22 protein-coding genes are annotated in these 21279 nt (G+C 56.7%); 14 read left to right on the forward strand and 8 right to left on the reverse strand.

Annotation, left to right across the window (positions count from 1 at the left end):
• Positions 1-34: 34 nt before the first annotated feature.
• The 12 genes from skp to ACNY69_RS16980 all read left to right on the forward strand — a co-directional run bounded on the left by skp (position 35) and on the right by ACNY69_RS16980 (position 13667).
• Positions 35-532, forward strand: a complete 498-nt coding sequence (gene skp, locus ACNY69_RS16925; RefSeq protein ID WP_003852644.1) for a molecular chaperone Skp — start codon at positions 35-37, stop codon at positions 530-532.
• Between the two features lie 3 nt (positions 533-535).
• Positions 536-1561 (forward strand): UDP-3-O-(3-hydroxymyristoyl)glucosamine N-acyltransferase, encoded by a 1026-nt coding sequence (lpxD, locus tag ACNY69_RS16930; RefSeq protein ID WP_111140587.1) that lies wholly within the window; start codon positions 536-538, stop codon positions 1559-1561.
• Between the two features lie 151 nt (positions 1562-1712).
• Positions 1713-2168 (forward strand): 3-hydroxyacyl-ACP dehydratase FabZ, encoded by a 456-nt coding sequence (gene fabZ, locus ACNY69_RS16935; protein ID WP_003852639.1) that lies wholly within the window; start codon positions 1713-1715, stop codon positions 2166-2168.
• Positions 2169-2171: 3 nt separating this feature from the next.
• The gene (lpxA, locus tag ACNY69_RS16940; RefSeq protein ID WP_111140588.1) at positions 2172-2960 is read left to right on the forward strand and encodes an acyl-ACP--UDP-N-acetylglucosamine O-acyltransferase; all 789 of its coding nucleotides are present in this window, start codon (positions 2172-2174) and stop codon (positions 2958-2960) included.
• Between the two features lie 3 nt (positions 2961-2963).
• Complete coding sequence (lpxB, locus tag ACNY69_RS16945; RefSeq protein ID WP_111140589.1) at positions 2964-4112, forward strand: lipid-A-disaccharide synthase; 1149 nt, start codon at positions 2964-2966, stop codon at positions 4110-4112.
• Entirely contained in the window at positions 4105-4734 is a 630-nt protein-coding gene (rnhB, locus tag ACNY69_RS16950) for a ribonuclease HII (protein WP_367396098.1), read from the forward strand. Before lpxB ends, rnhB begins: the two co-directional genes overlap by 8 nt.
• Before the next feature lie 28 nt (positions 4735-4762).
• On the forward strand, positions 4763-8245 hold the full coding sequence (gene dnaE, locus ACNY69_RS16955) for a DNA polymerase III subunit alpha (RefSeq protein WP_293774880.1): 3483 nt from the start codon (positions 4763-4765) through the stop codon (positions 8243-8245).
• Positions 8246-8257: 12 nt separating this feature from the next.
• Positions 8258-9214 (forward strand): acetyl-CoA carboxylase carboxyl transferase subunit alpha, encoded by a 957-nt coding sequence (gene accA, locus ACNY69_RS16960; protein ID WP_111140592.1) that lies wholly within the window; start codon positions 8258-8260, stop codon positions 9212-9214.
• 166 nt (positions 9215-9380) lie between these two features.
• Positions 9381-11531 (forward strand): lysine decarboxylase LdcC, encoded by a 2151-nt coding sequence (locus tag ACNY69_RS16965; RefSeq protein WP_111140593.1) that lies wholly within the window; start codon positions 9381-9383, stop codon positions 11529-11531.
• Between the two features lie 63 nt (positions 11532-11594).
• Positions 11595-11984 (forward strand): VOC family protein, encoded by a 390-nt coding sequence (locus ACNY69_RS16970; RefSeq protein ID WP_111140594.1) that lies wholly within the window; start codon positions 11595-11597, stop codon positions 11982-11984.
• A gap of 52 nt (positions 11985-12036) precedes the next feature.
• On the forward strand, positions 12037-13353 hold the full coding sequence (gene tilS, locus ACNY69_RS16975; protein WP_418799267.1) for a tRNA lysidine(34) synthetase TilS: 1317 nt from the start codon (positions 12037-12039) through the stop codon (positions 13351-13353).
• A complete protein-coding gene (locus tag ACNY69_RS16980; RefSeq protein WP_111140596.1) occupies positions 13353-13667 on the forward strand; it encodes a c-type cytochrome in 315 nt (104 codons plus the stop codon). Before tilS ends, ACNY69_RS16980 begins: the two co-directional genes overlap by 1 nt.
• Positions 13668-13700: 33 nt before the next feature.
• On the opposite strand, the gene rof is transcribed toward ACNY69_RS16980, so the two are convergent.
• Together rof and ACNY69_RS16990 are read right to left on the reverse strand one after the other, a co-directional pair.
• Positions 13701-13961: a Rho-binding antiterminator gene (gene rof, locus ACNY69_RS16985; protein ID WP_111140597.1), complete on the reverse strand. Its 261-nt coding sequence runs from the start codon at positions 13959-13961 to the stop codon at positions 13701-13703.
• On the reverse strand, positions 13948-14148 hold the full coding sequence (locus ACNY69_RS16990) for a YaeP family protein (protein ID WP_111140598.1): 201 nt from the start codon (positions 14146-14148) through the stop codon (positions 13948-13950). Before ACNY69_RS16990 ends, rof begins: the two co-directional genes overlap by 14 nt.
• A 217-nt stretch (positions 14149-14365) precedes the next feature.
• Between ACNY69_RS16990 and arfB the strand changes: the two genes are divergently transcribed.
• Complete coding sequence (gene arfB / locus ACNY69_RS16995; protein WP_111140599.1) at positions 14366-14776, forward strand: alternative ribosome rescue aminoacyl-tRNA hydrolase ArfB; 411 nt, start codon at positions 14366-14368, stop codon at positions 14774-14776.
• A 41-nt stretch (positions 14777-14817) separates the two neighbouring features.
• On the opposite strand, the gene proS is transcribed toward arfB, so the two are convergent.
• The 6 genes from proS to metN all read right to left on the reverse strand — a co-directional run bounded on the left by proS (position 14818) and on the right by metN (position 20378).
• Positions 14818-16536, reverse strand: coding sequence for a proline--tRNA ligase (proS, locus tag ACNY69_RS17000; protein ID WP_111140600.1), 1719 nt, complete (start codon positions 16534-16536; stop codon positions 14818-14820).
• 89 nt (positions 16537-16625) lie between these two features.
• Positions 16626-17330, reverse strand: coding sequence for a tRNA (N6-threonylcarbamoyladenosine(37)-N6)-methyltransferase TrmO (gene tsaA / locus ACNY69_RS17005; protein WP_111140601.1), 705 nt, complete (start codon positions 17328-17330; stop codon positions 16626-16628).
• Positions 17327-17725, reverse strand: coding sequence for an Rcs stress response system protein RcsF (gene rcsF / locus ACNY69_RS17010; RefSeq protein ID WP_111140602.1), 399 nt, complete (start codon positions 17723-17725; stop codon positions 17327-17329). The genes tsaA and rcsF overlap by 4 nt, the downstream gene beginning before the upstream one ends.
• A 128-nt stretch (positions 17726-17853) precedes the next feature.
• Entirely contained in the window at positions 17854-18669 is an 816-nt protein-coding gene (locus tag ACNY69_RS17015; RefSeq protein ID WP_111140603.1) for a MetQ/NlpA family lipoprotein, read from the reverse strand.
• A gap of 31 nt (positions 18670-18700) precedes the next feature.
• Positions 18701-19354, reverse strand: a complete 654-nt coding sequence (locus ACNY69_RS17020; protein ID WP_111140604.1) for a methionine ABC transporter permease MetI — start codon at positions 19352-19354, stop codon at positions 18701-18703.
• On the reverse strand, positions 19347-20378 hold the full coding sequence (gene metN, locus ACNY69_RS17025) for a methionine ABC transporter ATP-binding protein MetN (protein WP_111140605.1): 1032 nt from the start codon (positions 20376-20378) through the stop codon (positions 19347-19349). The genes ACNY69_RS17020 and metN overlap by 8 nt, the downstream gene beginning before the upstream one ends.
• A 188-nt stretch (positions 20379-20566) precedes the next feature.
• Between metN and gmhB the strand changes: the two genes are divergently transcribed.
• Positions 20567-21127 (forward strand): D-glycero-beta-D-manno-heptose 1,7-bisphosphate 7-phosphatase, encoded by a 561-nt coding sequence (gmhB, locus tag ACNY69_RS17030; protein WP_111140606.1) that lies wholly within the window; start codon positions 20567-20569, stop codon positions 21125-21127.
• The last annotated feature ends 152 nt before the right edge of the window (positions 21128-21279 follow it).

The following is a 21279-nucleotide window of genomic DNA, read 5'->3' on the forward strand; positions in this document are numbered from 1 at the left end:
CGCTGACACAAACGTTGATGGTAAGGAGTTTATAGTGAAAAAGTTGTTGTGTGCCGCAGGTCTGGGTCTTGCTTTAGCGGTTTCCGCTGGTGTTCAGGCTGCTGACAAAATTGCAGTGGTAAACGTGTCCAGCATTTTCCAACAGTTACCGCAACGTGCGACTGTTGCTAAACAGCTGGAAAACGAGTTCAAAGGCCGTGCAACTGAGCTGCAGAGCCAGGAGCGCGATCTGCAAACCAAAATGCAGCGTCTGCAGCGTGATGGTTCGACCATGAAGGCCAGCGAGCGCAGCCGCATGGAGAAAGATGTCATGTCACAGCGTGAAGCTTTCTCTTCAAAAGCACAGGCGTTTGAGCAGGATAACCGCCGTCGTCAGATGGAAGAGCGTAACAAGCTGCTGAGCCGCATTCAGGATGCCGTGAAGAAAGTCGCTGACAGCGATGGCTATGACGTGGTAATCGACGCGAACGCGGTGGCTTATGCATCAAACGCAAAAGACATCACGGCTGACGTGCTGAAACAGGTTAAATAATTCATGTCATCTATTCGACTGGCTGATTTAGCCCAGCAGTTGGATGCAGAATTGCACGGAGATGGCGATATCGTCATCTCTGGCATTGCTTCTATGCAATCCGCCACAACTGGCCAAATCACTTTTCTTGCAAACAGCCGTTACCGCGAGCAACTCGCCCTGATTAAGGCCTCAGCCGTGGTGCTGACGGAAGCGGATCTGGAGTGGTGCAACACCGCGGCGCTGGTAGTGAAAAATCCCTACCTGACTTACGCGCGTATGGCACAGATACTCGATACTACCCCTCAGCCGGCGCAGAACATTGCGCCCAGCGCGGTGATCGACCCCTCGGCCCGTCTCGGCAGCAATGTTGCGATCGGCGCAAACGCCGTGATCGAAGCGGACGTTGAACTGGGCGATAACGTAGTGATAGGGGCGGGATGCTTTGTCGGCAAAAAAACCCGTATCGGCAGCGGAACCCGTCTCTGGGCCAACGTTTCCATCTATCACGAGATCGTCATCGGCCAGGATTGTCTGATTCAGTCAGGCGCGGTCATCGGTTCTGATGGGTTTGGTTATGCCAACGATCGCGGTAACTGGGTGAAAATCCCGCAGTTAGGCGCGGTGATTATTGGCGATCGTGTGGAAATAGGTGCCTGCACAACCATCGATCGCGGTGCGCTGGATAACACTCTGATCGGCAATGGTGTTATCATAGACAACCAGTGCCAGATCGCCCACAACGTAGTTATTGGCGACAATACTGCGGTTGCAGGCGGTGTGATCATGGCGGGTAGTCTGAAGATTGGGCGTTACTGTATGATTGGCGGTGCCAGTGTCATTAACGGCCATATGGAAATCTGTGACAAAGTAACGGTGACCGGTATGGGTATGGTCATGCGTCCTATCACAGAGCCGGGTGTTTACTCATCCGGTATTCCGCTGCAACCCAACAAAACCTGGCGCAAAACTGCAGCGCTGGTGATGAACATCGATGACATGAGCAAACGCTTAAAAGCCATCGAGCGCAAGGTCGGCAAAGACGACTAACCGCCATCCCCAAACTGACCGGCTTTCATAATAAAAATGTTAAGCAGGGAAGCCCGGCGCCACAGAACCTATTTGCGGCCTGCGGAAGATCATTTGATCTGTGCAGGCCGTGTTATTGTTGTCATCAGATTTTTAGGACAGGAAGAGTATTTTGACTACTGAAACTCATACTCTGAAAATTGAAGAGATTTTAGAGCTGCTGCCGCACCGCTATCCGTTTCTGCTGGTAGACCGTGTGCTTGAATTTGAAGAGCACAAATACCTGCGTGCAGTGAAGAACGTTTCTGTTAATGAACCGTTTTTCCAGGGGCACTTCCCTGGTAAACCGATTTTTCCTGGCGTTCTGATCCTGGAAGCGATGGCGCAGGCTACCGGTATTCTGGCGTTTAAAAGCGTAGGTAAACTGGAGCCAGGCGAACTCTATTACTTTGCCGGTATCGACAGTGCCCGTTTCAAACGTCCTGTCGTACCAGGCGACCAAATGATCATGGAAGTGACTTTCGAGAAAACCCGCCGTGGTCTGACCCGCTTTAAAGGCGTGGCGACTGTTGACGGTAAAATCGTTTGTGAAGCGACCATGATGTGTGCCCGCAGCCGGGAGGCATAATTCGTGATTGATCCAACCGCCACTATCCATCCCAGTTCTGTCATCGAAGAGGGCGCTGTCATTGGTGCCCGTGTTCACATTGGCCCGTTTTGCTTTATTGGCGCGAATGTTGAGATCGGTGAAGGAACGGTACTGAAGTCACACGTTGTGGTGAACGGCCACACGCGTATCGGCAAAGATAACCAGATCTATCAGTTCGCCTCGATCGGTGAAGTGAATCAGGATCTGAAATATGCCGGTGAGCCAACACGGGTTGAGATCGGCGATCGCAACCGCATCCGTGAAAGCGTGACGATTCATCGTGGCACGACCCAGGGTGGCCATGTCACTACGGTGGGCAGCGATAATCTGCTGATGGTAAACGTCCATATCGCGCATGACTGCGTGATTGGCAACCGCTGCATCTTCGCGAACAACGCCACCCTGGGTGGTCACGTCACGGTCGATGATTTTGCCATTATTGGCGGCATGACAGCGGTCCATCAGTGGTGCACCATCGGTGCGCATGTGATGGTTGGCGGCTGTTCCGGCGTGGCACAGGATGTCCCTCCTTACGTGATTGCGCAGGGCAACCACGCGACGCCGTTCGGGATCAATATCGAAGGTCTCAAGCGCCGTGGCTTCAGCAAAGAGTCATTGCACGCGATCCGCAACGCCTACAAGCTGCTCTACCGCAGCGGCAGAACGCTGGAGGAAGTAAAACCAGAGATCGAAGCCATCGCGCAGCAGCACAGCGAAGTGCAGCCTTTCTACGACTTCTTCAGCCGTTCTACCCGTGGTTTAATCCGTTAATCCATGTCAGCGCGTCCTTTAACGATTGCCCTGGTCGCCGGAGAAACCTCCGGCGATATTCTTGGTGCCGGTCTGATCCGTGCTCTGAAAGCCCGCCATCCTGACGCACGCTTTGTCGGTGTAGCGGGCCCGCTGATGCAGGCGGAAGGGTGCGAAGCCTGGTATGAGATGGAAGAGCTGGCGGTGATGGGGATCGTCGAGGTGCTGGGCCGCCTGCGACGCCTGCTGAAAATCCGCCGCGATCTGACGCAGCGTTTCACCGCGCTCCGGCCCGACGTCTTTGTCGGGATTGATGCGCCCGATTTTAATATCACGCTGGAAGGCAATCTCAAACGCACAGGCATCCGCACTATCCACTATGTCAGCCCCTCGGTGTGGGCATGGCGGCAAAAGCGCGTCTTTAAGATCGGTCGTAATACCGATCTGGTGCTGGCGTTCCTGCCGTTTGAAAAAGCCTTCTACGATCGTTTTAACGTTCCCTGCCGCTTTATCGGCCATACGATGGCGGATGCGATGCCGCTGCAGCCCGATAAGCTGGCCGCACGGCGTCATCTGGGGATCGCCGACGATGCGCTCTGTCTGGCCCTGCTGCCGGGCAGTCGCGGCGCGGAAGTAGAAATGCTCAGCGCGGACTTTCTGAAAACGGCCCGCCTGCTGCGACGCCACTATCCGGCGCTGGAGATTGTGGTGCCGCTGGTGAATGCCCGTCGCCGCGAACAGTTTGAGAAGATTAAGGCCGAAACGGCCCCGGAGCTGCCGATGCATCTGCTGGATGGGCAGGGCCGGGAGGCGATGATCGCGAGCGATGCCGCACTGCTGGCATCCGGCACTGCCGCTCTGGAGTGCATGCTGGCAAAATGTCCGATGGTGGTGGGGTATCGCATGAAGCCTGCCACTTTCTGGCTGGCGAAACGGCTGGTTAAAACGCCTTACGTCTCGCTGCCGAATCTGCTGGCCGGGCGTGAGCTGGTTAAAGAGCTACTGCAGGATGCGTGTCAGCCTGAAGCCCTGTCGGCAGCCTTAGATCCGCTGCTGCATGCCGGACCTGAACGCGAAACGCTGCTGCAGACGTTTCATGAATTACATCAACAGATCCGCTGGAACGCTGATGAGCAGGCAGCGGATGCGGTACTGGAGCTGGTGAATGCCTGATTTTATCTACCCTGTTGCCAGCCTGATTGCGGGTGTGGACGAAGTGGGGCGCGGGCCGCTGGTCGGTGCGGTCGTCACCGCGGCCGTGATCCTCGATCCGGCGAATCCGATTACCGGCCTGGCCGACTCAAAGAAACTGTCGGAAAAGCGCCGCCTGGCGCTGTATGACGAGATCAAAGAGAAGGCGCTGGCCTGGTGTCTGGGACGGGCAGAGCCTGAAGAGATCGACCAGCTCAACATTCTCCACGCCACCATGCTGGCGATGCAGCGCGCCGTAGCGGGTCTGCCGATCCAGCCTGACTATGTGCTGATCGATGGTAATCGCTGCCCGGCGCTGCCGATGCCTTCCCAGGCGGTAGTGAAAGGGGATAGTCTGGTTGCCGAAATCAGCGCGGCGTCGATCATCGCCAAAGTGTCGCGCGATCGCGAAATGGCCGAGCTTGATCGGCTGTTCCCGGCGTATGGTTTTGCGCAGCACAAAGGTTATCCGACCGCGCTGCATATGGAAAAACTGACGCAACATGGCGCCACGCCGCATCACCGTCGCAGTTTTGCGCCCGTTCGCAATGCGCTGCTCGATGCTGAAGTTCTGGCTGCGCGCCAGCCTCTGACGCTGAAATAGCCTGACACTGTTTTAACCGGAAACTGATATGGCTGAACCCCGTTTTATACATCTGCGTGTCCACAGTGACTATTCGATGGTCGATGGCCTGGCGAAGACCGGGCCGCTGATCAAGAAGGCGGCTGCACTTGGCATGCCCGCTATCGCCATTACCGACTTCACTAACCTCTGTGGGCTGGTCAAATTTTACGGTGGCGCACATAGCGCAGGGATAAAACCGGTCATCGGTGCTGACTTCAACGTGGCCAGCGAGCTGATGGGAGATGAACTCACCCAGCTCACCGTGCTGGCGGCGAACAATACCGGCTATCAGAATCTGACGCTGCTGATCTCCCGCGCCTACCAGCGCGGCTACGGCGTGGACGGGCCGATCATCGATCGTGACTGGCTGATTGAGCTACAGGAAGGGCTGATTCTGCTGTCGGGTGGCCGGCGTGGCGACGTGGGTCGCAGCCTGCTGCGCGGCAACAGTGCGCTGGTTTCACAATGCCTGGCGTTTTATCAGCAGCACTTTCCCGATCGCTACTATCTGGAACTGATCCGCACCGGCCGTCAGGATGAAGAAAGTTACCTGCATGCGGCCGTCGAACTGGCGATTGCCGAAGGCATTCCGGTGGTCGCCACCAACGAAGTCTGCTTTATCAACGCCGAAGACTTTGATGCGCATGAGATCCGCGTCGCCATTCACGACGGCTATACGCTGGACGACCCTAAACGTCCGCGCAACTACAGTCCTCAGCAATATATGCGCAGCGAAGCGGAGATGTGCGAGCTTTTCTCGGACATCCCGGAAGCGCTGGAAAACAGCGTAGAGATTGCTAAGCGTTGTAACGTCACGGTCCGGCTGGGCGAGTACTTCCTGCCGCAGTTCCCGACCGGTGACATGACCACCGAAGATTATCTGGTGGTGAAATCCCGTGAGGGGCTGGAAGAGCGTCTGGTGTTCCTGTTCCCGGATGAAGCCGAGCGGGCGGCAAAACGGCCGGAGTATGATGAACGTCTGGAGGTTGAGCTTAACGTTATCAACCAGATGGGATTCCCGGGCTACTTCCTGATCGTGATGGAGTTTATCCAGTGGTCGAAGGATAACGGCGTGCCGGTCGGCCCGGGCCGTGGTTCCGGTGCCGGTTCGCTGGTGGCCTATGCGCTGAAAATTACCGATATCGATCCGCTGGAATTTGACCTGCTGTTTGAACGTTTCCTGAACCCGGAACGTGTGTCGATGCCCGACTTCGACGTCGACTTCTGTATGGAGAAGCGCGATCAGGTCATTGAGCACGTCGCCGATATGTACGGACGTGAAGCGGTTTCTCAGATCATCACCTTCGGCACCATGGCGGCGAAAGCGGTTATCCGCGACGTCGGCCGCGTGCTGGGTCATCCCTACGGCTTTGTGGATCGCATCTCAAAGCTGATCCCGCCCGATCCCGGCATGACGCTGGAAAAAGCCTTTATTGCGGAACCACAGCTGCCTGCGATGTATGACGCAGACGAAGAGGTGAAGGCGCTGATCGACATGGCGCGCAAGCTGGAAGGGGTCACGCGTAACGCCGGTAAACATGCGGGCGGCGTGGTGATTGCGCCCACAAAGATTACCGATTTTGCGCCGCTCTACTGCGATGAGCACGGCCAGTTCCCGGTCACCCAGTTCGATAAAAACGATGTGGAATATGCCGGCCTCGTGAAGTTCGACTTCCTGGGGCTGCGTACGCTGACCATCATCGACTGGGCGCTGAAGATGATCAACCCGCGCCGGGAAAAGCAGGGGCTGGAGCCGATCGATATCGCCTCTATCCCACTGGATGATAAGAAAAGTTTCGATATGCTGCAGCGCTCGGAAACCACGGCGGTATTCCAGCTTGAATCGCGCGGCATGAAAGATCTGATCAAGCGTCTGAAGCCCGACTGCTTCGAAGATATGATCGCACTGGTGGCGCTGTTCCGTCCTGGGCCGCTGCAGTCCGGCATGGTAGATAACTTTATTGACCGTAAGCATGGCCGGGAAGCGATCTCCTATCCCGATATCCAGTGGCAGCATGAAAGCCTGAAACCGGTTCTGGAACCGACCTACGGCATCATCCTCTATCAGGAACAGGTGATGCAGATCGCGCAGGTGCTCTCCGGCTATACCCTGGGCGGCGCAGATATGCTGCGTCGCGCTATGGGTAAAAAGAAACCCGAAGAGATGGCCAAGCAGCGATCGGTGTTCCGCGACGGTGCCGAACGTATGGGCATCGATGGCGAACTGTCGATGAAGATCTTCGATCTGGTAGAAAAATTTGCAGGCTATGGCTTTAACAAGTCACACTCTGCGGCTTACGCCCTGGTCTCCTATCAGACGCTGTGGCTGAAAGCGCACTATCCGGCCGAGTTCATGGCTGCCGTGATGACCGCCGATATGGACAACACCGAGAAAGTGGTCGGGCTGGTGGATGAGTGCTGGCGCATGGGGCTGAAGGTCCTGCCGCCCGATATCAACTCCGGTCTTTACCCTTTCCATGTCAATGACGCGGGCGAAATCGTTTACGGTATCGGCGCGATTAAAGGCGTGGGTGAGGGGCCGATTGAAGCGATCATCGACGCACGAAACGAAGGTGGCTACTTCCGGGAGCTGTTTGATCTCTGCGCCCGCACCGACACCAAAAAAATTAACCGCCGGGTGATGGAAAAACTGATTATGTCCGGGGCCTTTGACCGCCTCGGACCGCACCGCGCGGCGCTGATGAGTTCACTCGGTGACGCGCTGAAAGCGGCCGATCAGCACGCGAAAGCGGAAGCGATTGGTCAGGCGGACATGTTTGGCGTGCTGGCCGAAGAGCCGGAGCAGATCGAGAAATCCTACGCCAGCGTGACGCCGTGGCCCGAACAGGTGCAGCTGGATGGTGAACGGGAAACGCTGGGGCTCTATCTTACCGGCCACCCGATCAACCAGTATCTGAAAGAAATTGAGCGTTACGTTGGCGGGGTGCGGCTGAAAGATATGCATCCTACCGATCGGGGTAAAATTACCGTGGCGGCCGGTCTGGTGATCGCGGCGCGGGTAATGGTGACCAAACGCGGCAACCGAATTGGTATCTGTACTCTGGACGATCGTTCCGGTCGTCTTGAGGTGATGTTATTTACCGATGCGTTAGATAAATACCAGCAGCTGCTGGAGAAAGACCGAATCCTGATCGTCAGCGGACAGGTCAGCTTTGATGACTTCAGTGGTGGCCTTAAAATGACCGCCCGGGAAGTCATGGACATCGACGAAGCGCGCGAAAAATACGCGCGCGGACTTGCTATCTCGCTGACGGACAGGCAAATTGATGACCAGCTATTAAACCGACTCCGTCAGTCCCTGGAACCTCATCGATCAGGGACTATTCCGGTGCATCTCTATTATCAGAGAGCCGACGCGCGAGCGAAGCTGCGCTTTGGTGCAGCGTGGCGAATTTCGCCCAGCGATCGTTTACTTAACGATTTGCGCTCGCTGATTGGATCGGAGCAGGTGGAACTGGAGTTTGACTAGAACAGGAACATTATGAGTCTTAATTACCTGGATTTTGAACAGCCAATTGCAGAACTGGAAGCGAAGATCGATTCGCTGACGTCGATTGGTCGTCAGGATGATAAACACGTTAATCTGGATGAAGAAGTTCAGCGTCTGCGCGAGAAAAGCGTTGAGCTGACCCGTAAAATCTTCGCCGATTTAGGCGCATGGCAGATCGCTCAACTGGCGCGCCACCCTCTGCGTCCTTATACCTTTGACTACGTCCGCAATGCGTTTGACGATTTCGATGAGCTGGCGGGCGACCGCGCTTATGCGGATGACAAAGCGATTGTGGGCGGCATTGCGCGTCTTGATGGCCGTCCGGTGATGATCATCGGCCACCAGAAAGGGCGCGAAACCAAAGAGAAAATTCGCCGCAACTTCGGCATGCCGGCACCGGAAGGCTATCGCAAAGCGCTGCGCCTGATGGAGATGGCTGAGCGTTTTAAAATGCCGGTGATCACCTTTATCGACACCCCAGGCGCCTATCCGGGCGTGGGTGCGGAAGAGCGTGGACAGTCTGAAGCGATTGCCCGCAACCTGCGTGAAATGTCTGGCCTGAAAGTGCCGGTGATCTGTACGGTCATCGGTGAGGGCGGTTCAGGCGGTGCGCTGGCGATCGGCGTGGGCGATAAAGTGAATATGCTGCAGTACAGCACCTATTCCGTTATCTCGCCGGAGGGCTGTGCCTCAATTCTGTGGAAGAGCGCGGATAAAGCGCCGCTGGCCGCTGAAGCGATGGGCATCACCGCTAACCGTCTGAAAGAGCTGAAGCTGATTGACGCCGTGATCCCTGAGCCTCTGGGTGGCGCGCACCGTCGTCCGGTCGATATGGCGCAGTCGCTGAAACAGCAGCTGCTGGCCGATCTGGCCGAACTCGACGAACTCAGCACGGAAGAGCTGCTGGATCGTCGTTATCAGCGCCTGATGAGCTACGGCTACGCCTGATTCATCCTCCTCGATAAAAGCGGACTCCGGTCCGCTTTTTTTATGCCCCTGGTTTAGCACCAGACTCAGCTCCGCTTTTTCAGCGCCATCCGATCGCCCTCTGGCTACACCTTCCGCGGGTTAGCGGTTATGCTTGATCGGTTCCATCACAATCAGGGAGAGGGTTTTGAATATTCTGGCGATCATGGGCGCGCACGGCGTGTTTTATAAAGATGAACCGTTACGCGAACTCGACGCGGCGTTAAATCTGCAAGGCTTCCAGCTGCTTTACCCAAAGAACAGTGACGACCTGCTGAAACTGATCGAGCACAATCCGCGTATCAATGGCGTTATCTTCGACTGGGATGCGCACAACAGCCCGGAACTGTGCGGCGAGATCAATCAGCTCAACGAATACCTGCCACTTTATGCATTTATCAACACCCACTCGCAGATGGATATCAGTATCAATGAGATCCGTATGCCGCTGCACTTCTTCGAATATGCGCTGAATGCCGCCGACGATATCGCGCTGCATATCCGGCAATATACGGATGATTACATCGAACACATTACGCCACCGCTGACCCGGGCGCTGTTCACCTACGTGAAAGAGGGGAAGTATACCTTCTGCACGCCGGGGCATATGGCGGGCACCGCCTTTCAGAAGAGCCCGGTTGGCTGTCTGTTCTACGATTTCTTCGGGGCGAACACCCTGAAGTCGGACATCTCCATTTCCGTCACCGAGCTCGGTTCGCTGCTGGATCACACCGGCCCGCATCTGGAAGCCGAAGAGTATATCGCCCGCACCTTTGGTGCGGAGCAGAGCTACATGGTGACCAACGGCACCTCCACGTCGAACAAGATCGTCGGGATGTATGCCGCCTCTGCCGGCAGCACGGTGCTGATCGACCGCAACTGCCACAAGTCGCTGACCCACTTGCTGATGATGAGCGATCTGATCCCCATCTGGCTGAAACCGACCCGTAATGCGCTGGGGATCCTGGGTGGCATTCCGAAGCAGGAGTTCACCCGTGAGAGCATCGCCGGAAAAGTGGCCGTCACCGATCGCGCCAGCTGGCCGGTGCATGCGGTGATCACCAACTCGACCTATGACGGGCTGCTCTATAACACGCAGTACATCAAAGAGACGCTGGATGTGCCGTCGATTCATTTCGATTCGGCCTGGGTGCCTTACACCAATTTTCATCCGATCTATGCCGGTAAAAGCGGCATGAGCGGCGAGCGTATTCCGGGCAAAGTGGTCTATGAAACGCAGTCCACCCATAAACTGCTGGCTGCGTTTTCACAGGCTTCACTGATTCACATTAAAGGCGACTACGACGAGCAGACCTTTAACGAAGCCTATATGATGCACACCACCACCTCGCCCAATTACGCCATCGTCTCGTCGATTGAAACGGCCGCCGCGATGCTGCGTGGCAATCCCGGCAGGCGGCTGATCAATCGCTCAGTGGAGCGCGCGCTGCACTTCCGTCGTGAGATCCAGCGTCTGCGCGAAGAGTCCGACAGCTGGTTCTTCGATATCTGGCAACCGGAAGAGATCGATGAAGCACAGTGCTGGCCGATCCAGCCGGGCGACGAAGCGTGGCACGGCTTCACACAGGCCGATCGCGATCATATGTACCTCGATCCGATCAAGGTGACGATCCTGACGCCGGGCATGAGCGAGCTGGGAGAGATGGCGGAAGAGGGGATCCCGGCGGCGCTGGTGGCGAAGTTCCTCGACGAGCGCGGCATCGTGGTGGAGAAGACCGGCCCCTATAACCTGCTGTTCCTGTTCAGCATCGGCATTGATAAAACCAAGGCGATGAGCGTGCTGCGTGGCCTGACCGAGTTCAAGCGCGCCTACGATCTCAATCTGCGGGTCAAAAACATGCTGCCGGATCTCTACGCGGAAGATCCCGATTTCTATCGCAACATGCGGATTCAGACGCTGGCGCAGGGGATCCATCAGCTGATCCGCCATCACGATCTGCCACGGCTGATGCTGCAGGCGTTTGATGTACTGCCTGAAATGAAGATGACGCCTCATCAGGCCTTCCAGCAGCAGGTCAGAGGCAATATTGAAACGGTGGATCTCAGCGAGCTGGTGGGCCGGGTGTCCGCCAACATGATTCTGCCTTACCCGCCGGGCGTGCCGCTGGTGATGCCGGGAGAGATGATCACCGAAAAAAGCCGCGCGGTGCTCGATTTTCTGCTGATGCTGTGCAGCATCGGCCGACATTATCCCGGCTTCGAAACCGATATTCATGGCGCGACCCTGACAGAAGAGGGCGAATATCGCGTCCGTGTGCTGAAAAACATTCCCGAATAACGCTCAGATGACCTTCAGCGGCAGGCAGTCTGCGGACCGCCTGCCCGTATCAGGATATTAACCATGTTGCAGTTAACCGCTATTCACCACATCGCCATCATCGCCTCCGACTACGCGCGCAGCAAAGCCTTCTATTGTGACGTGCTGGGATTTCGTCTGATGGGCGAACATTACCGCGAAGCGCGCGACTCCTGGAAGGGCGATCTGGCCCTGCAGGATCGCTATACCATTGAGCTGTTCTCGTTTCCTGAGCCCCCGGCCCGCGTCTCGCATCCTGAAGCGTGCGGGCTGCGGCACCTGGCCTTTACCGTGCCGGATGTCGCCGCCGCCGTTGCAGCCCTGGCCGATAAAGGGGTGATCTGCGAACCGATCCGCATCGACGAACTGACGGGCAAACCCTGCACATTCTTCGCCGATCCGGACGGTTTGCCGCTGGAGCTTTATCAGGCGTAAAATAGCGCGCTCAGCGGGCCACATCCGGTGGCCCGATCGTCTGGATTCTGTTATGTCTGCTCCCGCTTTTGACGCCCTGTTGCCATCCGATGCCGCACTGGTGGTCGCGTTCAGCGGTGGACTCGACTCCACCGTGCTGCTGCACCAGCTGCGCGCCTGGCAGCAGCAGCATCCTCAGTCGTCTCTGCGGGCACTGCATGTGCATCATGGGTTAAGCCCGAATGCCGATCGCTGGGCGGCCCACTGTCAGGCGCGATGTGCGGAGTGGCAGCTAACGTGTGAGATCCTGCGCGTCAGCGTGGATGGCCGCGAGAATGGCATCGAAGCGGCGGCCCGCACTGCACGCTATCAGGCGCTGAGTGCGGCGCTGCAGCCGGGCGAGATATTACTCACCGCCCAGCATCTTGATGACCAGTGTGAAACCTTTCTGCTGGCGCTGAAACGTGGCAGCGGACCGGCGGGGCTGGCGGCGATGCCTGCGGTGCGCATGCTGGGTGCCCATCCGCTGGTGCGTCCGCTGCTCAATCAGTCGCGACAGGCGCTTGAAGCCTACGCCGACCGGCATCAGCTGGTCTGGATCGAGGATGAGAGCAATCAGGATCTCCGCTACGACCGTAACTTCCTGCGCCAGCAACTGCTGCCTGCACTCTATCAGCGCTGGCCGCATTTTGCTGAAGCCACCGCCCGCAGTGCGGCGTTGTGCAGTGAGCAGGAGCAGTTACTGGATGAGCTGCTGGCCGACGCGCTTTCCGGGCTAATCCAGCCAGACGGCAGTCTCTGTTTTACGCCGCTGCTGCGTATGAGTGAGCCGCGGGCGAATGCGCTATTACGCCGCTGGATCGCCGGGCAGGGCGGGGTGATGCCGTCCCGCGCTGCGCTGAAACGTATTCATGAGGAAGTGATGGCGAGCCGGGAAGATGCCCAGCCGCGGCTGCGACTGGGTCAGGCTGAAGTGCGGCGTTATCGCCAGCAGCTTTACTGGCTGCCGCTGCAGGCGTCACTGCGCGACCGCGTGCTGGCATGGCCCGATCTCAGCCAGCCGCTGACGTTACCGCAGCACCTCGGTTCGCTGCGCGCAAGCCAGGGAGCGGGCCAGTTGCGCCTTCCCCGGCCGGATGAGCAGGTCAGCGTGCGGTTTCATGCCCGCGGCCACATCCATCTGGCGGGACGCCAGGGCGGCAGGGAGATGAAAAAGGTGTGGCAGGCGTTACAGGTACCGCCGTGGCAGCGCGACCGGTTGCCATTAATTTTTTACAATCAGACGCTGGTCGCTGCCCCGGGCCTGTTCGTTACCCGGGATGGCGCGGCCACCGATGCGCCGGGCTGGCAGGTCGAGTGGGATCGGTCATCCGGTTCAGGAGAAGCGTAATGAAACAGTGGCTTATTGTCTCTCTGGTCGCCATCACCCTGCCGGTGTGGGCGGCGGGTGACGCTCAACGCGGCGCAGAGAAAGCGGGCAGTTGCCTGGCCTGTCATGGCGCACAAGGAAAAGCCGCAGCGCCGATCTATCCGAATCTGGCCGGGCAGAATGTTGCCTATCTGGAGCTGGCGCTGCAGGCCTACAAAAAGGGCGAACGCAGTGGCGGCCAGGCGGAGGTGATGAAAGCGTTTGTGGCGGGATTAAGCGACAGCGATATGGCGGATCTGGCGGCGTACTACGGTTCGTTACAGCCCGGGGATTAACCGGGCGGGAAGGTCCCGCCCGAGGTGCATGGATTACTCGGCGCTGACAACTACCGTACCCAGCTCGGGGTGGGTGAAGCTGGCGATATGGTCGAGACGTAAATCACGATGCTCACTGGCCAGGTCGATAGAGAGATATTCGACGTTCTTGCGCGAGAAGATCTCTCTGGCCTTCGCCTTCAGCTGCTCGCCATCTTTCATTTCCAGCGACAGCATCCAGTTGTTCTGGCAGGCGAGCTCCAGATTATCGTAATCATCGCAATTGATGGGTTGGTACGCTTCATTTATCAACATAGTCGCTCACCAATAAGTTAGCAGCGGCCCAGGCCGCCTGTTCCCTGACAGAAGAGTTTAGCTCACTATTTGCGGCAATATCATTAAGCGCCTTCAATGCGCAGCCAATCGCATCCGGTATGTAACCTAAATCCCCGCTGCCGATTTCGGCATATTTCCGGCGAACTAACTCACAATAATTTTGCACATGGCCCTCCTCATCAGAGCGTAAATACCCTGGTTAACTGGCGACTATATCATAGCCATTCGAAGGAAATCAGCCCGTGTAAAGCAGGAAGCGTGCGCGAATCACTGATAAAGTGACGGATTCCGCAGGCTGAGGTGGAAAGCAGCGAAGCACAAAAGGTTAAGTTGATGAACAGGTTATCAGAGGTCGATGTTATGAAGCAGTGGGGAGGAGAGCGATGATTATGCTGTCCCGTCTGGTTGAAATCCCGGACAGTGAGATTGAGCTGACGGCGATACGCGCGCAGGGTGCGGGCGGACAACATGTTAACAAAGCCAGCACGGCTATCCATCTGCGTTTTGACATTGCTGCCTCTTCGTTGCCCGCCTTCTATAAAGAGCGGCTGCTCTCCGCCAGCCATCATCTGATTACCGGTGAGGGCGTCGTGGTGATCAAGGCGCAGGAGTATCGCAGTCAGGAGATGAATCGCGAAGCGGCGCTGCAGCGTCTGGTTAATCTGATCCGCGAGCTCAGTACTGTCGAAAAAGCACGTCGGGCCACGCGGCCGACTCGCGCGTCGAAAGAGCGTCGTCTGGAAGGCAAAGCGCGTCGCAGCACGACCAAAGCGATGCGCGGCAAAGTGCAATAAAAAAGGCCCCGCTGGCGGGGCCTCTGATTAACGCGAACCTCTTACTTATTCAGCGCCTTCAGCAGGAACGTAACGATTTCATCCTGTTTGATCATCTGCTTCTCGCCGCCACGACGGGATTTATATTCAATCTCCTGGTTGTCGAGATTGCGATCGCCGATGACGATGGTGTGCGGCACACCAATCAGTTCCATATCTGCGAACATCACGCCCGGACGCTCTTTACGGTCATCCAGAATCACCTCAACGCCTTTAGCGCGCAGGGTGGCGTACAGCTCTTCCGCCAGCTCTTTCACACGGAACGATTTCTGCATATTCATCGGCAGGATAGCCACCTCGAAAGGCGCCAGCGCATCTGGCCAGATGATGCCGCGCTCGTCGTGGTTCTGCTCAATCGCGGCTGCGACCACGCGGGTGATGCCGATGCCGTAGCAACCCATGCTCATCACCTGGTTACGACCATCTTCGCCCTGTACAGAGGCTTTCAGCGCGTCAGAATATTTGGTGCCGAGCTGGAAAATATGACCCACTTCAATGCCGCGTTTAATCTGCAGCGTGCCTTTGCCATCCGGGCTTAAATCGCCTTCAACCACGTTGCGGATATCGGCAACGCTGGCCATCGGCAGATCGCGCTCCCAGTTAATGCCGAAGTAGTGCTTACCGTCGATGTTAGCCCCGGCGCTGAAATCGCTCATCTTCGCCACGGTACGGTCGGCAATAACTGGCATCTGCAGACCTACCGGGCCGATTGAGCCTGGTCCGGCACCCACGGCGGCGCGGATCTCTTCTTCTGTGGCGAACACCAGCGGTGACGCGACGATAGCCGATTTTTCCGCTTTGATTTCGTTAAGCTGATGATCGCCGCGAACCAGCAGGGCAACCAGCGCATGACCGCTCTCTTCAGCACCTTTGACAATCAGCGTCTTCACGGTCTTTTCTACCGGCACACTGAACTGCTCAACCAGCTCTGCGATAGTTTTTGCATCTGGCGTCTCAACCAGCTGCATCGCCTGCGAAGGGGCGGCACGCTCACCGGCGGGTGCGACGGCTTCGGCCAGCTCAATATTGGCGGCGTAATCCGACTCGGTAGAGAAGATCACATCATCTTCACCGCTCTGGGCCAGAACCTGGAACTCATGCGAGGCGCTGCCGCCGATTGAGCCGGTGTCGGCCTGCACGGCGCGGAAATCCAGACCCATACGGCTGAAGATCTGGCTGTAGGCGCGGTACATCGCATCGTAGGTTTCCTGCAGGGATTCCTGCGAAACGTGGAAGGAGTAAGCGTCTTTCATCGTAAATTCGCGTGAGCGCATCACACCAAAACGCGGACGCACTTCGTCGCGGAATTTGGTCTGGATCTGATACAGATTGAGCGGCAGCTGCTTGTAAGAGCTCAGCTCATTGCGGATCAGGTCAGTGACCACCTCTTCATGCGTCGGACCCAGCACGAACGGACGCTCATGACGATCTGCGATACGCAACAGTTCCGGGCCATACTCCTCCCAGCGACCGCTCTCCTGCCACAGGTCGGCGGGCTGCACAACCGGCATTAAAATCTCAACCGCGCCCGCGTTGTTCATCTCTTCGCGAACGATGTTTTCAACTTTTTTCAGCACACGAACCCCGGTCGGTAACCAGGTGTAGAGGCCGGAAGCCAGTTTGCGGATCATACCGGCGCGCAGCATCAGCTGGTGGCTAATCACTTCAGCGTCGGAAGGCGTCTCTTTCTGAGTAGAGAGCAGATATTGAGTAGTGCGCATTGATTACGGTTCCAGTTAATCGGAAAGTCACAGACAGAATTTTGCTGGCGGCTAGTGTACCAGTGAGATCACCGGCTCAAAAGCGGGTTTTAACGCGGGTCGATAGCGATCACTTCCGTACCGGCATCATCAACACGCCAGCGGACATTAAAATCCATCAGCCAGGCCGCATATTCCCGATCCAGGGTTTCGCCCTGACGATAAGCGGGACGGGGATCCTGGGCCAGCACCTCACGAATAAAACGGGCGAGATGGGGATAGCGCGACTGCTGCTGGAGCTGCTCCTGCGCCCGGGCAGAAAAGCGAACCGGCATGTCAGCCGCCGGGGCGTTCGGGGCAAAACCCGCACGGGCATCGGGCACGGCTTCGGCAAACGGCAGATAAGGCTTGATATCCACGACCGGGGTGCCGTCGACCAGATCCAGACTGCCCAGCTGCAGGATCACCTGCTGTTTTTCCATCCTGATCCCTTTCAGCTCGACCAGCGACATGCCAATAGGGTTGGGACGGAACGTTGAGCGGGTGGCAAACACGCCCATGCGCGCATTACCGCCCAGCCGGGGAGGGCGAACGGTCGGCCGCCAGCCGCCTGCCATCGTCTGATGGAAGACAAACAGCAGCCAGAGATGGCTGAAATCTTCCAGCCCGCGCACCGCCTCCGGCTGATTGTAGGGGGCCTGCAGATGGAGTTCGCCGACGCCATCCTGCACAAGACCGGGCTGGCGCGGAACGGCAAACTTCTCTTTCCAGGGGGAACGGATCACCCCGATCTGCGCGAAGGCAAATTCACTCATTGATTGCTGACTTTGAGTGCAGATCCCTGACATACCGCCTGACGATAGCAGCCAGGTGTGCCGGTCACGATTTCACACTTATGGAGCAGCACCGCATTCGCTTTCATCTGTGATGCTTTGATCTGCAGGCGTTTACGGGCGGTGGCAATATTGGCTGGCGAGTTCTGGTTGCTGAGCTGGCAATCTTCAGCGGAGACTTCACCGAGATCGCGGAAGGGTTTGCTGACCAGATCGGTGGCGTCGGTATAGAGCTTAACCGGGGCCGGACGTGCCGCAGGTTTGCGGGCCGGTTCACTGGACTGCTGCGGCCGGGACGGTGCGCTGCTTATCGGGTGATACTCATGAACACACCCTGTCAGCATCAATGCTAACAAGCAGAGCGGTAAAAAACGCATGGCAACATCCTCAGGTTTCAAAAAGTGGCGTTATTGAAACAAGGACACGAATAAATAACAAGTCGGGGAGGGGGGCCAGTAACAGAAAGGGCGGCATAGCGCCGCCCTCAGGGAGATGAATCGCTGAATTACCAGCCTTTTACGGCGCCGCCGTTGAAGACTTTGTTAGCGGCTTCGTTGACTTCGTCAGACTGGTAAGCCTGAACGAATTTCTTCACGTTTTCCGCATCTTTGTTATCTTCGCGCGCCACAATCAGGTTCACGTAAGGGGAATCTTTATCTTCGACGAAGATGCCATCTTTCGCAGGCGTCAGGCCAATCTGGCTGGCGTACGTAGTGTTGATCACCGCCAGGGCGATTTGCTGATCGTCCAGTGAACGTGGCAGCTGCGGTGCTTCCAGCTCAACAATTTTCAGATGCTTTGGATTCTCAGTGATGTCCAGCGCGGTGGGCAGCAGGCCTGTGCCCTCTTTCAGTTTGATCAGACCCACTTTCTGCAGCAGCAGCAGGGTACGGCCCAGGTTGGTAGGATCGTTGGGAATCGCGATCTGTGCGCCATCCTGCAGTTCATCCAGGGATTTGATCTTCTTCGAGTAGCCGGCGATGGGGTAAACGAAGGAGTTACCCACTGAAACCAGCTTATAGCCTCGATCCTTGATCTGCTGATCCAGATAAGGCTTATGCTGGAAGGCATTGACGTCGATGTCGCCTTTGCTCAGCGCTTCGTTCGGCAATACATAGTCGTTGAAGGTCACCAGCTCAACGTCCAGACCATATTTATCTTTGGCGACTTTCTGCGCCGCTTCAGCAACCTGCTGCTCAGCGCCGACAATTACGCCGACTTTAATATGGTTAGGATCTTTCTCTTTTTGATCGCATCCTGCCAGCGCAATCGCGCCAATCAGGGCACCCACAGCGGCAATTTTTTTAAATCTGAAAGACATATCCTTTCCTTAATAATGTGATATTGCTGGCTTACTTATGGGACACAGCACGCACGATGCGGTCGCCACAGAACTGAATGAGATACACCAAAACCACTAACAACACCAATACTGTATTCATCACGGTCGCGTTATATCCGATATAACCATACTGATAACCGATCTGGCCCAGACCACCGGCTCCGACCGCGCCACCCATGGCGGAGTAACCAACCAGGGTAATCAGGGTAATGGTCGCCGCATTCACCAGGCCCGGCATCGCTTCCGGCAGCAGGACTTTGCGGATGATCTGAATCGGCGTGGCGCCCATGGCGCGTGACGCCTCAATCAGTCCGGTAGGCAGTTCCAGCAGGGCATTTTCCACCATACGCGCGATAAAGGGCGCGGCACCGACGGTCAAGGGCACGATGGCCGCCTGCAGTCCGATTGAGGTGCCCACAATGACGCGCGTAAAGGGGATCATCCAGACCAGTAAGATAATGAAAGGAATGGAGCGGAAGATGTTCACCAGCGCGGAGAGCACGCGGTAAAGTCCCTGATTCTGCAGAATCTGTCCCGGACGGGTAACATAGAGCAGAACGCCGACCGGCAGACCCAGAACAAAACCGAAAAAGCCTGAGACGAAGGTCATCATCAGCGTTTCCCACACGCCCCGTCCCAGCAACCACATCATCGCTTCAGACATAACCTAACACCTCTACTTTCACATGATTCTCCTGCAGCCAGGCGATGGCCTCGCTGATATCGCTTTCTGTACCGTGCATCTCGGCCAGCATAATGCCGAACTTCACGCCACCGGCGTAATCCATCTGGGCACTGATAATGTTGTTGTTAACGTTATAACGGCGGGCCGCTTCGGAAAGCAGGGGAGCATCGACCGATTTACCGGTGAACTCCAGTCGCAGCAACGGCACGGTGCCGTCAGCGGCGGTGGCCGACAAACGCTGCTGATAATCGTCCGGGATATCCAGATGCAGCGTGGACTGAATAAACTGCTGCGCCAGCGGCGTTTTAGGGTGAGAGAAGACCTCGCTGACGCTGTCTTTCTCAATCAGTTCACCCTGGCTGATGACCGCAACCTGATCGCAGATGCGTTTCACCACATCCATCTCATGGGTGATCAGCAGAATGGTCAGCCCCAGACGACGGTTAATGTCTTTCAGTAACTCCAGGATAGAGCGGGTGGTTGCCGGGTCCAGCGCGCTGGTGGCTTCATCACACAGCAGGACTTTAGGGTTGCTCGCCAGCGCACGGGCAATGGCAACACGCTGCTTCTGTCCGCCCGACAGGTTGGCGGGCCAGGCATCATGCTTATCTGACAATCCCACCAGTTCCAGCAGCTCAGCAACGCGGGCGTTGATCTGCGCGCGGGAGAGATTGCCGAGCTCCAGGGGCAGAGAGACGTTACCCGCAACGGTACGGGAGTTCATCAGGTTGAAGTGCTGAAAGATCATGCCAATCTGACGACGCGCCTGGGTGAGCTGACGCTCATTCAGCGCCGTGAGATCGGTGCCGTCAACCAGTACACGGCCCGAGGTCGGGCGCTCCAGCAGGTTAACGCAGCGGATCAGCGTACTTTTACCGGCACCGGAAGCCCCGATGACGCCATAAATTTGTCCGGCAGGCACATGCAGGCTGACATCATTTAATGCCGCTATGGTTCGCGTGCCCTGCTGGAAGACCTTGGTGATATTTTCTAGTTTAATCATTGTGTTATTTATTATCGTGTTGCGTGGTCCGTGGTGTGGGAAACCTCGTCGCTTTTAGTCGATATAAAGCTGAATGGATGTTAAGGCATCCAGACGTCTAAATCAATCGAAGTGATACAATCTGGCATTCTCCCTTTTATCGCAATCATGCGATACTGATCGGCATTATCTACAGCAGGAGTTTCTACGTGGCGAATAAAGTCCCCGCTATTTTTCTTGATCGTGATGGCACCCTTAATGTCGACAATGGCTACGTCCATGAGATCGACAACTTTCAGTTTATTGATGGCACGATTGAAGCGCTGCAACAGCTGAAAGCCATGGGCTATGCGCTGGTGGTGGTCACCAACCAGTCTGGCATTGCCCGCGGTATGTTTACCGAAGATACCTTTATGCAGCTGACGGAATGGATGGACTGGTCGCTGGCCGATCGCGACGTGGATCTCGATGGCATCTATTTCTGTCCTCATCATCCCGACGCAACAGTTGAAGAGTTTCGTCAGGCGTGTGACTGCCGCAAACCTCAGCCGGGCATGCTGCTGATGGCACAGGAAGAGCTGAACATTGATATGGCTGCTTCTTATATGGTGGGCGACAAGCTGGAAGATATGCTGGCAGGGCAGGCCGCTGGTGTCGGAACAAAAGTGCTGGTGCGCAGTGGGAAGCCGGTGACGGCCCAAGGAGAAGCTGCAGCAGATTGGGTGTTAAACAGTCTGGCAGAGCTGCCGGCGCGCATTAAAAAGGGGTAAAACGGCGCTTTTGTGCAAATTTCAGGCGAACAGAAAAAAAGTCTCAATTTGCACTTGCGCTATCTGAACCGTTCCCTATAATGCGCCTCCATCAACACGGCACACCGGCAACGGGAAGCGCGTTGAAGGCACAGTAGACTGCGCCGCCGGAA

The organism is Pantoea graminicola, assembly GCF_048452665.1.
Taxonomy (GTDB): Bacteria; Pseudomonadota; Gammaproteobacteria; order Enterobacterales; family Enterobacteriaceae; genus Pantoea.

Excerpts from the sequence above, each read along its gene's own strand:
- dnaE (WP_293774880.1), top strand. The coding sequence starts at position 4,763 with ATGGCTGAACCCCGTTTTATACATCTGCGTGTCCACAGTGACTATTCG.
- rof (WP_111140597.1), bottom strand. The coding sequence starts at position 13,961 with ATGTTGATAAATGAAGCGTACCAACCCATCAATTGCGATGATTACGAT.
- ACNY69_RS16970 (WP_111140594.1), top strand. The coding sequence starts at position 11,595 with ATGTTGCAGTTAACCGCTATTCACCACATCGCCATCATCGCCTCCGAC.
- arfB (WP_111140599.1), top strand. The coding sequence starts at position 14,366 with ATGATTATGCTGTCCCGTCTGGTTGAAATCCCGGACAGTGAGATTGAG.
- tilS (WP_418799267.1), top strand. The coding sequence starts at position 12,037 with ATGTCTGCTCCCGCTTTTGACGCCCTGTTGCCATCCGATGCCGCACTG.
- ACNY69_RS16980 (WP_111140596.1), top strand. The coding sequence starts at position 13,353 with ATGAAACAGTGGCTTATTGTCTCTCTGGTCGCCATCACCCTGCCGGTG.
- ACNY69_RS17015 (WP_111140603.1), bottom strand. The coding sequence starts at position 18,669 with ATGTCTTTCAGATTTAAAAAAATTGCCGCTGTGGGTGCCCTGATTGGC.
- rcsF (WP_111140602.1), bottom strand. The coding sequence starts at position 17,725 with ATGCGTTTTTTACCGCTCTGCTTGTTAGCATTGATGCTGACAGGGTGT.
- proS (WP_111140600.1), bottom strand. The coding sequence starts at position 16,536 with ATGCGCACTACTCAATATCTGCTCTCTACTCAGAAAGAGACGCCTTCC.
- rnhB (WP_367396098.1), top strand. The coding sequence starts at position 4,105 with ATGCCTGATTTTATCTACCCTGTTGCCAGCCTGATTGCGGGTGTGGAC.
- ACNY69_RS17020 (WP_111140604.1), bottom strand. The coding sequence starts at position 19,354 with ATGTCTGAAGCGATGATGTGGTTGCTGGGACGGGGCGTGTGGGAAACG.
- accA (WP_111140592.1), top strand. The coding sequence starts at position 8,258 with ATGAGTCTTAATTACCTGGATTTTGAACAGCCAATTGCAGAACTGGAA.
- lpxD (WP_111140587.1), top strand. The coding sequence starts at position 536 with ATGTCATCTATTCGACTGGCTGATTTAGCCCAGCAGTTGGATGCAGAA.
- tsaA (WP_111140601.1), bottom strand. The coding sequence starts at position 17,330 with ATGAGTGAATTTGCCTTCGCGCAGATCGGGGTGATCCGTTCCCCCTGG.
- lpxB (WP_111140589.1), top strand. The coding sequence starts at position 2,964 with ATGTCAGCGCGTCCTTTAACGATTGCCCTGGTCGCCGGAGAAACCTCC.
- metN (WP_111140605.1), bottom strand. The coding sequence starts at position 20,378 with ATGATTAAACTAGAAAATATCACCAAGGTCTTCCAGCAGGGCACGCGA.